The sequence below is a fragment of the Bacillus cereus group sp. RP32 genome (assembly GCF_040459735.1).
Lineage (GTDB): Bacteria > Bacillota > Bacilli > Bacillales > Bacillaceae_G > Bacillus_A > Bacillus_A wiedmannii.
This window is the reverse complement of the sequence record NZ_JARVHO010000001.1, coordinates 230,609-244,186: the sequence shown is the minus strand read 5'-3', so window position 1 is coordinate 244,186 and position 13,578 is coordinate 230,609. Positions and strand designations below refer to the sequence as shown.

The following is a 13,578-nucleotide window of genomic DNA, read 5'->3' as shown; positions in this document are numbered from 1 at the left end:
CTATCACCTTCACCTCAAAATCATTCTATTAAATGATACTTAATATTAATAGCCTCTATTGCTTATAGATTTGTATATTGTTTCGCAAAATAGCTCTTGTATTCACCCGATACAATTGCTTTCCACCATTCTTCATTATCTAAATACCACTGGATTGTTTGAGCAATTCCCGTTTCAAATGTGTAAGTTGGTTTCCAACCTAATTTCTCTAGTTTTGTTGGGTCAATTGCGTAGCGCTTATCGTGACCTAGTCGATCTTGAACAAACTCGATTAGTTCTTCCGATTTGCCAAGTGTACTAATAATAGTTTTTACTACTTCTAAATTTGTACGCTCATTATGCCCACCAACATTATAAACCTCTCCATTTGCACCCTCATGCATAACTAAATCAATTGCAGCACAATGATCAATAACGTGTAACCAGTCGCGAATATTTTTACCGTCCCCATATACAGGAACCTTTTCATCATTTAATACACGTGAAATTGTTAATGGAATTAATTTTTCTGGGAAATGGAATGGTCCATAATTGTTTGAGCAACGTGTAATGTTAATTGGTAAACCGAATGTCTCATGATATGCTCGAACTAATAGGTCAGAAGAAGCCTTACTTGCACTATATGGGCTATTTGGTTGTAAAGGTGTATTTTCTGTGAAGAATGTAGTTGGATCAAAATCTAATTCACCGTATACTTCGTCTGTTGATACGTGAACGAATTTAGTAATACCATATGCTTTTGCTGCATCTAATAACACTTGTGTCCCTAATACATTTGTGCTAATAAATACTTCAGGTTCAGTAATTGAACGATCAACATGGCTCTCTGCAGCAAAATGAACAACATAATCGAATTTTTCTTGTTCAAATAGTTGGTTTACCGCTTGACGGTCTACGATATCAACTTTAGCAAATGAATAGTTATCTTTACCCTCAATATCTTTATGCTTTGTTAAATCTCCAGCATATGTAAGTACATCTAAATTAATGATATGATATTGAGGATATTTATTTACCATATACTGAACAAAATTACCCCCAATAAAGCCTGCGCCACCTGTAACTAATACTTTCTTTTTTTCCAACTTATTTCACCTCTTGTTGTAATTGTGTAATATAATGTTTTGTTGCTTTCTTCCAATCTTGTAATGGCTCAAATCCACTATCAATTAATTTCTGCTTCGACATACGTGAATTTTTAGGACGTACTGCGCGAGTAGGATACTCTTCTGTTGTAATACTATTTACTTTTACATCTTGTCCTGCAATCTCAAAAATTTCTTGTGCAAATTCAGCCCAACTGCAGAAACCTTCATTTGTAGCATGATATGTACCATATTTCTCTGTTACAACCATATCAACTAATAAACGAGCTAAGTCATATGTGTAAGTTGGTGACCCTATTTGATCTCCCACAACGTTCAGTTCATTACGTGTTTCGCCTAAACGAAGCATTGTTTTAATGAAGTTATTTCCATTAATACCGAATACCCATGAAATACGCACAATAAAGTTGTTATCTATTAGGCTTCTAACTACTTTTTCTCCCTCATACTTTGTTAAACCATAGTATCCAACCGGATTAGGTGCGTCAGTTTCTACAAATGCATGCGTTCCTTCTCCATCAAATACATAATCCGTACTAATATAAATAAATTTAGCATTTAATTTTTTTGCTGCTGTAGCAAGGTATTTTGTACCTTCTACATTCACATTCCAACAAAGTTCTTTATCATCTTCAGACCTATCAACAGCCGTATATGCTGCACAATGAATAATTGCATCTGGTTTTACTTTATCTACAAATTCATAAACCGCAGCTTCGTTTGTAATATCTAAATCTTCTATTCCAATACCTTGCATTTCTAGTCCTTGCTTCTCTCCACGTTTTACTACGTCATATCCAAGCTGACCATTATAACCGGTTACTAAAATTTTCATTTTTTTACTCCCCGTATACAAAGTTAGTTTCTGCTTCTTTTAATGAAGGTGCTTTTTCATCTTTTTCAGATAACACTGGTTGAATTTCCATTGGCCACTCAACACCAATTTCAGCGTCGTTCCAAACAATGCCTCTATCACATTCCGGAGCATATAATTCATCAACTTTATACTGAACCTCAACATCATCCGTTAATGTCATAAATCCATGTGCAAATCCTTTTGGAACTAATAGCTGTTTTTTATTTTCTGCACTTAGCTCAATACCGAACCATTGACCGTATGTAGGACTTCCCTTACGAATGTCGACCGCTACATCAAAGATTGATCCACGTGTACAACGTACAAGCTTAGTTTGTGCTTTAGGATTTAACTGATAGTGTAAACCACGAAGTGTTCCTTTTGTTGCAGAAAAGGACTGATTGTCTTGTACAAATTGCAGATCAATTCCAGCTTCTTTCATTGCCTTATCGCTATAAGTTTCCATAAACCAACCACGATGATCTCCAAATACTTTTGGCTCAATTATTTTTACACCTAACAAATTTGTATCTAAAACTTTCATTACGTTCACTCCAAATTAGTATTTAATACTACCGTTTGCTACTTTTAATAAATATTGACCATAGCCATTTTTAGAGCACTGATCACCGGATTCAATTAAAGTTTCTTTATTAATCCAACCATTAATAAAGCCAATTTCTTCAAGTGCTGCGATTTTAATTCCTTGATGGTCTTCAACTGTTTTGACAAAGTTTGTTGCATCCACAAGACTTTGATGTGTACCTGTATCTAACCATGTGTAACCACGGCCTAATAATTCAACTTCTAACTCACCATTATTTAAATATGCTTCATTTATAGATGTAATTTCTAATTCTCCACGTGCCGATGGTTTAACATTTTTCGCAATTTCAACTACACGATTATCATAGAAATATAAACCAGTAATTGCGTAATTTGATTTTGGCTCTTTCGGTTTTTCTTCTACACTCAATACTTTCCCGTTCTCATCGAATTCAACTACACCAAAACGCTCTGGATCATGTACATGATAACCAAACACTGTAGCTCCACTTTCTTTCTGAGCTGCACGCTGTAACATTTTACGCATTCCGCTACCATAATAAATGTTGTCCCCTAGCACCATCGCTACAGAATCATCACCAATAAATTCTTCACCAATAATAAATGCTTGTGCTAATCCATCTGGACTTGGTTGTACTTTATATTGAAGAGAAATACCAAATTGAGATCCATCTCCTAACAAAGATTCAAAACGTGGTGTATCCTCTGGTGTTGAAATAATTAAAATTTCACGAATTCCCGCTAACATCAGTGTAGATAGTGGGTAATAAATCATTGGTTTATCGTATATAGGTAACAATTGTTTACTTGTTACCATTGTTAATGGATATAATCTCGTTCCACTTCCACCTGCTAAAATAATGCCTTTCATTCTTTACAGCTCCTATTCTAGTTTTTACAATATATTAAAACTTCAAAATCACTGAGAATTATTTTTAATTTTTAACGCTCCCAAAATTAATTTTTTCTGCGTAAAGTAGGACATTGAAATAAACACTACTCCACCTATAATTACAAGAATAAACAATTCAACTATAGGATATAAATCTAATTTCATTAAAACCTCTTTCGATCCAAGTACTAACAAACACATCACAAAACCATTAAGTGTAAGAATACAATGATTTTTTAACATCTGCTTCCCACTATCTAATGGGCCAATTTTCCCCTTTAGCTTATTATAGGATAGTACTAATGATATAATTGATGAAAGGACTGGTCCTATGGCTATAGCATAAACTTTAACGAAAGGAATTAAGAGAATAATTAAAATAATATTAATCACTACTACAAATAATGAATTACGTGATGGAGTCCGCGTATCATTTAGACAATAGAAACTCCTATATATATAGTCTCTAACAGTGTTAATGGGAAAAGATAGAAATAAAATTGCACTCATTAAATATACTTGTTTTGTATTTTCCGAACTAAAATTCCCCCGCTCGAAAAGGATTTCTATAATGATATCGCCTACAGCAATAAACCCAAATACAATTGGGATGACTAATAAATTTGTCAAGCTTATATACGTAATCAAAGATCTCTTGGCATTATCAATACTCTCATCAAATTTTCTTGCCAAATTAGGATATAGGATCATGATGATATTTAAGATTATTAAGCTATGGAATATATTCACAACTTGATTTCCATATCCAAAGATTGATACATATCCAGTTCCAAAATAACTAGCAATAAAATTAGAAAACACTAAAGAAACTTGAAATGCTGCCGAACTTAATATAATGGGTAAAGTGTTTTTCATTAACAATTTAAAAGTAGGATTTGAGAGCTGTAAGCATAATTTCAATTCAAATGCTATCTTTCTTTGCTTTGTTGCAACATAAATTGCTTCTACAATAAATGAAACACCTAATACAATTGTTATAGCATGCATATTAGGATTTGCTGAGAAAACAAAATAACTCACACTCACCATACCAGCTAATAAGGTTGCAATTTTAGGATTAATAAAGTCCTCATTTGTCTGTAAAAATGCTGTAGAAATTCCTGTATACACCTTAAACAATTGTGAGATAGCTAAAATTAAAGTTAATTGAAATGTTAATACTTGTATTTCTCTAGCTTGTCCAGATGTAAACAAACTAATTAGCGGATAACCAAGTATAAAAAAGATTAAGATTAGGGACAAGCTAAATAGCCCTAGTACTGTTATAAATGTATTAATGGATTCTCTTTTTTCTTTAGAATCATCTAAATTTGACAATAACGGTATCAAAATAGTCGTAACAGCTGCTGAAACAATTCCCATAGTACTAACAGTAAGTACATTGGCTAAATTATAAGAATCCATTTCAGCGCTAACACCAAAATGATTTGCCATTAGCATATTTCTAACCATCATTAAAAGCTGCGTTATTATTGTTATAAGCGCTAATACTGAAAAAGATTTAACCAACTTCATAAATGTTCCACTCATTTTCTCAATAAATTATCTAAATGTAAAAAATGTCCTTGTGCCTTCTTTGCCAATTGAACAATTTCATCTTTTCTATATGCTTCTTCACCTTCAATAAGGTTCTTTTTTATCTCTGCAACATTACCTATTGATATCTCTTCAAGCCTCATATACTCTAAATCTATCCCTAAAAATTTCATTGTATTTAATGTTTTTTCACTATATATCACAGGATAAATAGTTTGACCATTAATTAAAGATATAATCAGTGAATGGAATCTAGCTGTAATCATCGAGTCACATTGAGAGTATTTTTCTAAAAAAGATTTTATATTTCCATCATAAGAAATAACCTCTACTTCTTTTTGAACATTATTGTCCAATTTCTTAATTACTTTATTTATAATTTTATAATCACTAATTTCACTAGTATTTTGAAATGCAAAAATTCTTATTTTTTTATTTTCATCTACTAACTCTTTAATCAAATTTACATTAAAGTCAATATACCCTTTTTCATTATTATTTTTAGGCCAATTAATTATTGAAATTCCTAGAATATTAGATTTTTCACTCTCTCTTTCATAACATTTCTTTGACAAGACAATGTCCGGATGCACGGTAATATTAATGCCTTTATCTTTTATTAAGTCGAAAGAATATTGATCCCTAACCGTCATATGTGTGAGTTTCTTAAAGGTTCTCAAATACTTTTCTTTATATTCTACCGTTTTATATGGACCAAAATTACATCCTAATACAAATGTAGATTTTCTAAATAATTTAAATATGGAAACTGTTAAATCAAATTTCCTCCATGCTTTCATCCAGTCTTTAGGTTCTTGAAACATTGAACCCCCAATAAATATATAAGCATCATATTTTATAATATTCCGCAAAACTTCCTTGCGGCTTTTATAATTTACACGAGGATGATTAGTAAAAGCCTTACATGCCGTTTCATCACATAGCATAAAATCAAAAGTAACATTTTTATATCTATCTACTAAAATATCGAGGAATAAATCATCCCCTAAATTATTATTGAAATATGCATCTACTGCTACTCTCACTCTATTCACACTTCCTTTATATCTTGCTCTAATAAACTTGCTTCTTCTTAAGGATTTTATTTTTTAATATCACTACTTTTTTCAATAGGCTTTTTCCTTTAGGGGAATTAATTATATAATTAACATATTTTAAATACGGAGCAATTTTAAAAACTGAGATATCCAAATTATCTATATCATCAGCATCATATTTTAAACAATAATTCACAAATTGCTTCATTATCTTCAAATCCCTAATTAAAGATTTAGAATCAACTTCCTTTTTAATCCTTAATAATATGTAAAACTCCCCTAATAACATATTACGGTAATCTGTCATTGTATTATTTTCATGAACAAATACATCAGCCCCATAATAATCTGTCTGTGAAAATATATTTACCTTTAATAATGTTTTCACCCAGAAATACCAATCTTCACAATAAGATAACTTTTCAGGATACTGGCCTGCTAATTCTTTTTTAAAAATAACTGAGTGAATTGGAAATAAATTTTTCCTTAATAATAACTTGTCCATTTTTTTTCTAGAAAGAGATTTAGCTTGCATTTTCGTTATCAATTGATTTCTCTTCCAGTAATTAGTTCCGCATTGTACCGCATCAATTGCGGAATTCCCTTCCAATAAATGTATTGCTTTTTCAATTTTTTTCGGATCTATTGTATCGTCTGAATCCAAGAATTGGATATACTTTCCTTTAGCTAATTTTAATCCTGTATTTCTTGCTATAGATCTACCTTGATTTTCATAAAAGTTATATTTAATTCTAGAATCTTCAATTGATCTTACAATATTCCCTGTGTTATCAATTGAGCCATCATCTACAACAATTATTTCTATATCCTTATATGTCTGATTCAGGCAAGAATAAATAGTACTTTTTATTGTATTTTCTGAATTATAAGCAGGAATTATAATTGAAACCTTACTCAAATTTAAATTCCCCCCTCTAAAAATTTTTACTATTTTCAACTTGATAAATGGCCCACATAAATAAAAAGTCCCTAAAATTAAAGGGGCTTTTTATTTATAGACAGATTCTTTTCAGTCAAAAATTATAATTTTTTAATCACTCTTAGTATTTTCAGTTTCTGTTGTACTATTGTTTTTCACAAAAAGTGCTACAAATAAAATTAAAATCGCTACCATAAACATTGTGTAATGATCTCTAAATGGTTGCGTTACGAAAGATAGAAAAGCAAATATAACGATGAAAGTTATATATAAGCTAACTGCTTGAATATCAAATTTCCGCTTTAAAGCTCCAACTGCAACTAAGGCATACAAATTCAAATTAACTAAATAATACCAAATACCACCTTGAATTAACATTAACGAAAAACTATTTATGCCTAAATTTTTATGAATCATTTGGGTTTTAAAATCAATATTATTTATCCCCAATCCTAGGCCATCCGCATGATAGTATTTAAATGCTAGATAATTCAAATAGGCACGTTCATTATGGGTATTTAGAGCAGCATTTGTATCAAAATCTAAAGCTACTTCAATTAAACTATCTACCTGCTCCTTTACTATTTCTATATACTCATACATTATAAACCCAATTATAACGCCTATGCCACCTAGAAAAAGTAATTTAACAACAGCCCTGACAGTGATTTTATTGCATAAAAATACATATCCTAAAATTACTGCTATAAATAAAATTGCAGTTGGGATAAACGCCTTATTTTCATTAAAATATGATAAAAGTAACATAATCGGAATCTCTAGTACAAACATAAAAAACCATTTTTTATTCCGAGTTATCAAGTAGAATAATAAGTTACCTATTAATAAGCTTACCCAAAAAACATTTAAAATCCCTGTTCCAAATGGTCCCATAAATCCTGTCATATGATCAAAATTGTACATTCCCCATGATAGGAAACGCCCCATCATAAAGTTTTCAGTTAAAAATTGTATCACTATAATAGGAGTGTTTATCCAAAAATAGACATTCAAAAATTGTATCACTTTTCTGGATGTTTGTAAAAGAATATCAAAAGAATATTTCTGATTTAAATATGAAAAATATATTATTAATGTGATTGGCATAAGGGCCATCATCATATTATCAGAAAAGACTTTACCCGCTCCATATTCCATCACATTTAAAGACACACAGAAAATAAACATACACACTGATATAAAATACCAAAGGTACATCCCTAAACTTTTCTTACTAATTTGTACAAGATTAACAAAAACATATATCAACAGAAATATATCTAATATATACCATTGTTCGTAGAAGACCTTAATATACCTTAAAAAGAATACTCCTATAAGAAGTATGAAAATGATGAACTGATCTACTTTTTTCATTCTCCAAACCTTTCAAAATTAATTATTCATTTCGTCCTGAATTTTACTACATATATTCTTCACATTTTTATCAAATAATAAAAACCTCTTCACATTAAAAGGGTGAATCCAGTGCTTCTTATAAAGCTTTTTCTTATTTTGAGCAATTAGGTTTGCTTTTTCGCCCTTAAAAGATGTACTACCATAATGAAAAATAAATGTATCATCCGCTAAAACATTTTTATAACCACTCTTGATTACTCGACATGAAAAATCTTCTTCTTCTCCATACCCCATTCCAAAAGAATCATCATCAAAGAAACCAACCTCATTAATTATACTTCTTTTAATATACATTGCATGTCCTACAGCTGTAGGTAGAGTTGGATAAACCCTTTCTGAGACTCTCTCCACTAAATTAGCAAATTCTTCAATTGTATACCCTTCAGGTAATTTATTATCTTGGTTAAAATACGGAACCGAAGCAATCGTACCATTATTAGTTAACGCTGTTACTGTACCAACTTTTTCATTTGAATATGCAGCATTATACATTTTATCAATCCAATTTTCTGTAACAACAGTATCAGAATTTAATAAAATCACATCATTCTCAGATAATTTCATTCCTCTATTGACAGTCTTAACAAAACCTAAATTATTCTCATTATTTAAAATCGTAACACGTCTATCATCAATACTATTTAACAATTCAAAAATATGCTCATTTGGTGACTTATCATTTATAAAAATAAAATGATGCTCTACTAAATTTTTAGATTTTAATAACGATTCAATGCACTCTCTTGTTTCTTCGTACCCATTATAAACAGGTATAATTACATCTATCATTTTACACCCCTAAATTATGCTCTGATTTCTAGACTATCTTTTTTCACTAGCTTTCATTATTTATACACGCATAAAGATTTTCTATCTTTAAATTTATATATTCACGCTCTTTTCTAAAATAAAGAGAACTAAGAATCTTAATATGCTTCCTTACTACAAAATACTTCTTTCACTGTCTTAAAAATAATAATAATATCAAATAGAATCGACCTTTTTTTTATATATTGTAAATCTAATTGAACCATCTCTTTAAATCCAAGGTTATTTCTACCACTCACTTGCCATAGTCCCGTACATCCTGGAATTACTAGCAATCTTTGTTTATCATATGTTGTATATTCCCTTACCTCTCGTGGTAAAGGCGGTCTTGGACCTACAAGACTCATTTCACCTTTTAAAACATTAATTAGCTGAGGTAGTTCATCTAGACTTGTTTTCCTAATGAATTTTCCAATTTTTGTTATCCTTGGATCCTCTTTCATTTTAAACATAGCACCGTTCACTTCATTATATTGCAGTAAATCTTTAAGCCTTTCTTCCGCATCGGCAACCATAGAGCGAAATTTATACATATGAAACTCTTTTCCATCTTTACCTACACGAATTTGCTTAAAAAGTACTGTTCCATTTGGATCCTCATATTTAATGATTAACGCTATAATTAAAAAGAGTGGTGATAATATAATCAAACCACATAATGCCCCCACAAAATCCATGCAACGTTTAGCAAACAAATACCCTTTACGAGCATTTACCGCTTCCCAATCTATTTTTTTCTCATTTACCTTTGTGACATCCCCATCAGATAATTTTACCAAGGTCAAAATTCTTCCACCCCACTTTTATATATTTATATTTTCTTTTTCAACAAGCCCACTCATATATTTCATTAATTCATCTTTCAAATCTTCATTCTGAAGTGCAATTTCAATCGTTGTCTTAATAAAGCCAAACTTCTCCCCAACATCATAACGAATCCCTTCGAAGTCATATGCAAATACACGTTGAATTTCATTTAATCGTTGAATCGCATCTGTTAATTGAATTTCCCCACCAGCACCTGTTTGTTGATTTTCAAGGAACATAAAGATTTCTGGCGTTAATACATAACGACCCATAATCGCTAAATTTGATGGTGCTGTACCTTCTGCTGGCTTTTCAACAAACTGGCGCACTTGATAACGACGATCATTTTGTTCAATTGGATCGATAATACCGTAACGATGTGTTTCGTTTTCTGGCACTGTTTGTACACCGATAACTGACGATTGTGTTTCTTCGTATTCATCCATTAATTGACGTAAACATGGTGTTTCTGCTTGTACAATATCATCACCAAGTAATACTGCAAATGGTTCATTTCCAATAAACTTACGCGCACACCATACTGCGTGTCCAAGTCCTTTCGGCTCTTTTTGTCTTATGTAATGAATATTAATCTTTGAAGAAGCTTGTACTTTTTCAAGTATTTCATGCTTTCCTTTTTCTAAAAGGTTTTGTTCTAATTCAAAGGAATGATCAAAATGATCTTCAATCGCGCGTTTTCCTTTTCCAGTAACAATAATAATATCTTCAATTCCGGATTCTATTGCTTCTTCTACTATGTATTGAATTGTCGGTTTATCGACGATTGGTAACATTTCTTTCGGCATCGCTTTCGTTGCTGGTAAAAATCTCGTTCCCAGACCAGCAGCTGGAATAATTGCCTTTTTTACTTTTTTCAATTATAGCCCCCCATATCTAATTATTTGTATGTAACAATAACAAAAACCCTATCTATAGAGTCATGTTTATAACTCCATAGATAGAGTTTCTATTACAAATAAATTATGGGCATCTAACCCATCCTCACGCCATACTCCCGACGACAAGCGTCTAAGGTAGGTTCGAAATAAAAATTTCTACCCACAGCACGACCGAGTGCCTCCGTTGATAACGGTTAGGAGACATCACCAGTTCTTTATTTAAAAGATGCCAAACAACTTTTTACGACGAATTTGTTCTGGATCTTCTTTATAAATTGCTTTCCCACTAATTATTAAATACGGATTCTCTCTTAAATCATTCATAACACTTGCGCCGAATTCTTTCTCAATTAATTCATAGCTTTCTGCTAAATGAAATCCTCTTGATATTGTGTTATGGGCATCTGATGCGATCATATGGGTTAAATTATGTTCCACAAGCTGTAGCGAAAATTTTTTAATTTTTTTACCAAACTTACCTAGTAAACTACCTGCCGTCACTTGTGTTAATGCACCTTTATTTACAAGGTTATATAACTTATCTGGCCTCTCGATTAACTCGGCATTACGTTCGGGATGAACGATAATTGGAATCATTCCTTTTACACGTAGTTCATAAAATAGTTGTTCTGCATAACGAGGTACATGATTAGATGGAAATTCAATGAATATGTATTTGTTTGTTTCATTTAAAGTAACGATTTTACCAGCTTCATAGTCTTCTAATATGTCACCATATAGCCTGACCTCTTGCCCCGGTAAAACTTTCAGTGGGATCTCATTTTGTTGCAATTCATCATTTAATTGCTTCACTTGATGAATAATAGAAGTACGCTCATTTACATATTTTCCATTTTGATGATGTGGTGTTGCAACAATTGTATGAATACCTTCCTCTATTGCCTTTTGCGCCATCACTAAACTATCTGTTACTGTCTGTGCACCGTCATCGATACCAGGTAAAATGTGACAATGTAAATCTATCATTTGTTTCATCCTCCCTTTCACATATAAATCTTTTTTCCCTTGAATATGAGACATCTCATATTCAAGGGAAAAAAGGAGATATGTTCTTCTCATATCTCACTCTTTCAATTAATTTGCACCGTAGTAATAATATAAGCTTTGTTCACGTTCACGATCATTCAGAACAACGCCTAACAGTTTACCTTTCGCTGATTCTAATAAACCTTTTGCTTTTACTGCTGCTTCTTTTTCTGTCGATTCACTACGAACGACAAGAATAGAAGCATCACATACATTCGCCATAATTTGCGCATCAGTTACAGCTAAAATTGGTGGTAAATCAAAAATGACCAAATCGTACATACTGTATGCTTGTGCAAGAAGTTCTTGCATTGATTTTGATCCTAACAATTCTGCTGGATTTGGTGGGATTGGACCACACGCTAAAAAGTGTAAATTATCTACAGCTGTCGTTTGTACACATTTTTCTAAACGTTCACTATGTGTTAATACGTTCGTTAATCCGAAAATATTATCGACTTGAAACATTTGATGCATCGCTGGTTTACGCATATCTGCATCAATTAATAATACTTTCTTTCCTTGCTGAGCAAACACGACTGACATATTCGCTGTTGTCGTTGTTTTCCCTTCACTTGGGTTCGCAGACGTTACCATTAATGAATGTAAATTCGTATCAACAGCTGCAAATTCGATATTCGTTCGAATATTACGATATTGTTCTGAAATTGGTGATTTCGGTTGTTGATGAGCAATTAATTGACGACGTTGACGATGATTCTTTTTCTTTTTAAATAAATTAAGAGCCAATTGTTTGTCCCCTCACTTTTCTTGATGATGGAGCGTGTGATTTCACGTTCATTGTTTCTTCATCCATACGAGCTACAATGCCTAACACCGGTAAACCAAGTAAATTCTCTACATCTTCTTCTTTTTTCACTGTGTTATCTAAGTACTCTATTAGGAATGCAAGGCCAATCGAAGCCATTAAACCAAAAGTAAAAGCAATTATTACATTTAATATTGGATTCGGTTTAATTGGTGATTGTTTCTCCACAATTTCTGCTTTTGATAATACTGTTACATTATCCACACTCATAATTTTCGCAACTTCACTTTTAAAGACTTCTGCTGTTGTATTTGCAATATCACGAGCTAACTTTGGATCTTTATCTTGTGTAGTTACTGATACAACCTGGGAATCTTTTTCATTCGTCACTTCAATTTGTTTATTTAATTCTTGCGTCGTTATATTTAAACCTAACTTCTCTTTTACTTGATCTAAAATAACAGGACTCTTAATAATAACCTTATATGTATTGGTCAATTGAATATTTGTTTGCACCTCATTAAACTGAATTGCTGCTCCCTCTTGCTTCTTCTGATTAACAAGAATTTGCGTAGAAGACTGATAGATTGGTGTCATGAAGAAGAAGCTAATGATAGCACTTACTATAGCGGCACCAAAGGCGATTACGAGGATCATCGCTAAACGTTTTTTTAAAATATGAAATAACTCTTTCAAACTAATTGTTTCTTCCATAAGTTCCTCCAACTTTCTAAAATTTGCACATAAGAAAAATTATAACATATAAATCTTACATTTTTTATTTTGAATATTTTAGTTCTACATTTATTGACATCAAGCAAATATAATCTTAC

14 protein-coding genes are annotated in these 13,578 nt (G+C 31.7%); all 14 read right to left on the bottom strand.

Features of this window, described 5'->3' with window-relative positions; translation table 11 throughout:
• Window positions 1-62 precede the first annotated feature (62 nt).
• Window positions 63-1,085 carry a dTDP-glucose 4,6-dehydratase gene (gene rfbB, locus QCI46_RS01155; protein WP_353839416.1) on the bottom strand — a complete coding sequence of 341 codons (1,023 nt, stop codon included), beginning with the start codon at window positions 1,083-1,085 and terminating at the stop codon, window positions 63-65.
• Between the two features lies 1 nt (window position 1,086).
• Window positions 1,087-1,941 carry a dTDP-4-dehydrorhamnose reductase gene (gene rfbD, locus QCI46_RS01150; protein WP_353839415.1) on the bottom strand — a complete coding sequence of 285 codons (855 nt, stop codon included), beginning with the start codon at window positions 1,939-1,941 and terminating at the stop codon, window positions 1,087-1,089.
• 4 nt (window positions 1,942-1,945) lie between these two features.
• Complete coding sequence (gene rfbC, locus QCI46_RS01145) at window positions 1,946-2,506, bottom strand: dTDP-4-dehydrorhamnose 3,5-epimerase (protein WP_353839414.1); 561 nt, start codon at window positions 2,504-2,506, stop codon at window positions 1,946-1,948.
• A gap of 15 nt (window positions 2,507-2,521) precedes the next feature.
• On the bottom strand, window positions 2,522-3,400 hold the full coding sequence (rfbA, locus tag QCI46_RS01140; protein WP_061131850.1) for a glucose-1-phosphate thymidylyltransferase RfbA: 879 nt from the start codon (window positions 3,398-3,400) through the stop codon (window positions 2,522-2,524).
• Window positions 3,401-3,448: 48 nt separating this feature from the next.
• Window positions 3,449-4,957, bottom strand: coding sequence for a murein biosynthesis integral membrane protein MurJ (gene murJ / locus QCI46_RS01135; protein WP_131931209.1), 1,509 nt, complete (start codon window positions 4,955-4,957; stop codon window positions 3,449-3,451).
• A gap of 11 nt (window positions 4,958-4,968) precedes the next feature.
• Entirely contained in the window at window positions 4,969-6,024 is a 1,056-nt protein-coding gene (locus tag QCI46_RS01130) for a polysaccharide pyruvyl transferase family protein (RefSeq protein WP_353839413.1), read from the bottom strand.
• 28 nt (window positions 6,025-6,052) lie between these two features.
• Window positions 6,053-6,955 carry a glycosyltransferase family 2 protein gene (locus tag QCI46_RS01125; protein ID WP_353839412.1) on the bottom strand — a complete coding sequence of 301 codons (903 nt, stop codon included), beginning with the start codon at window positions 6,953-6,955 and terminating at the stop codon, window positions 6,053-6,055.
• Between the two features lie 132 nt (window positions 6,956-7,087).
• Window positions 7,088-8,353 (bottom strand): hypothetical protein, encoded by a 1,266-nt coding sequence (locus QCI46_RS01120; RefSeq protein WP_353839411.1) that lies wholly within the window; start codon window positions 8,351-8,353, stop codon window positions 7,088-7,090.
• A gap of 18 nt (window positions 8,354-8,371) precedes the next feature.
• A complete protein-coding gene (locus QCI46_RS01115; RefSeq protein ID WP_137053290.1) occupies window positions 8,372-9,184 on the bottom strand; it encodes a glycosyltransferase family 2 protein in 813 nt (270 codons plus the stop codon).
• Window positions 9,185-9,321: 137 nt separating this feature from the next.
• Window positions 9,322-10,008 (bottom strand): sugar transferase, encoded by a 687-nt coding sequence (locus QCI46_RS01110; RefSeq protein WP_353839410.1) that lies wholly within the window; start codon window positions 10,006-10,008, stop codon window positions 9,322-9,324.
• A gap of 18 nt (window positions 10,009-10,026) precedes the next feature.
• On the bottom strand, window positions 10,027-10,908 hold the full coding sequence (gene bpsC / locus QCI46_RS01105) for a UTP--glucose-1-phosphate uridylyltransferase BpsC (protein WP_131931199.1): 882 nt from the start codon (window positions 10,906-10,908) through the stop codon (window positions 10,027-10,029).
• 240 nt (window positions 10,909-11,148) lie between these two features.
• Window positions 11,149-11,916, bottom strand: a complete 768-nt coding sequence (locus QCI46_RS01100; protein ID WP_131931197.1) for a tyrosine-protein phosphatase — start codon at window positions 11,914-11,916, stop codon at window positions 11,149-11,151.
• 108 nt (window positions 11,917-12,024) lie between these two features.
• Window positions 12,025-12,726, bottom strand: a complete 702-nt coding sequence (locus tag QCI46_RS01095) for a CpsD/CapB family tyrosine-protein kinase (RefSeq protein ID WP_131931195.1) — start codon at window positions 12,724-12,726, stop codon at window positions 12,025-12,027.
• Entirely contained in the window at window positions 12,716-13,459 is a 744-nt protein-coding gene (locus tag QCI46_RS01090; RefSeq protein ID WP_353839409.1) for a YveK family protein, read from the bottom strand. Before QCI46_RS01090 ends, QCI46_RS01095 begins: the two co-directional genes overlap by 11 nt.
• Window positions 13,460-13,578: the final 119 nt, after the last annotated feature.

Coding starts and splice junctions, on each gene's coding strand:
- rfbD (WP_353839415.1), bottom strand. CDS start 1,941: ATGAAAATTTTAGTAACCGGTTATAATGGTCAGCTTGGATATGACGTA.
- rfbC (WP_353839414.1), bottom strand. CDS start 2,506: ATGAAAGTTTTAGATACAAATTTGTTAGGTGTAAAAATAATTGAGCCA.
- rfbA (WP_061131850.1), bottom strand. CDS start 3,400: ATGAAAGGCATTATTTTAGCAGGTGGAAGTGGAACGAGATTATATCCA.
- murJ (WP_131931209.1), bottom strand. CDS start 4,957: ATGAAGTTGGTTAAATCTTTTTCAGTATTAGCGCTTATAACAATAATA.
- QCI46_RS01120 (WP_353839411.1), bottom strand. CDS start 8,353: ATGAAAAAAGTAGATCAGTTCATCATTTTCATACTTCTTATAGGAGTA.
- QCI46_RS01115 (WP_137053290.1), bottom strand. CDS start 9,184: ATGATAGATGTAATTATACCTGTTTATAATGGGTACGAAGAAACAAGA.
- QCI46_RS01100 (WP_131931197.1), bottom strand. CDS start 11,916: ATGATAGATTTACATTGTCACATTTTACCTGGTATCGATGACGGTGCA.
- QCI46_RS01090 (WP_353839409.1), bottom strand. CDS start 13,459: ATGGAAGAAACAATTAGTTTGAAAGAGTTATTTCATATTTTAAAAAAA.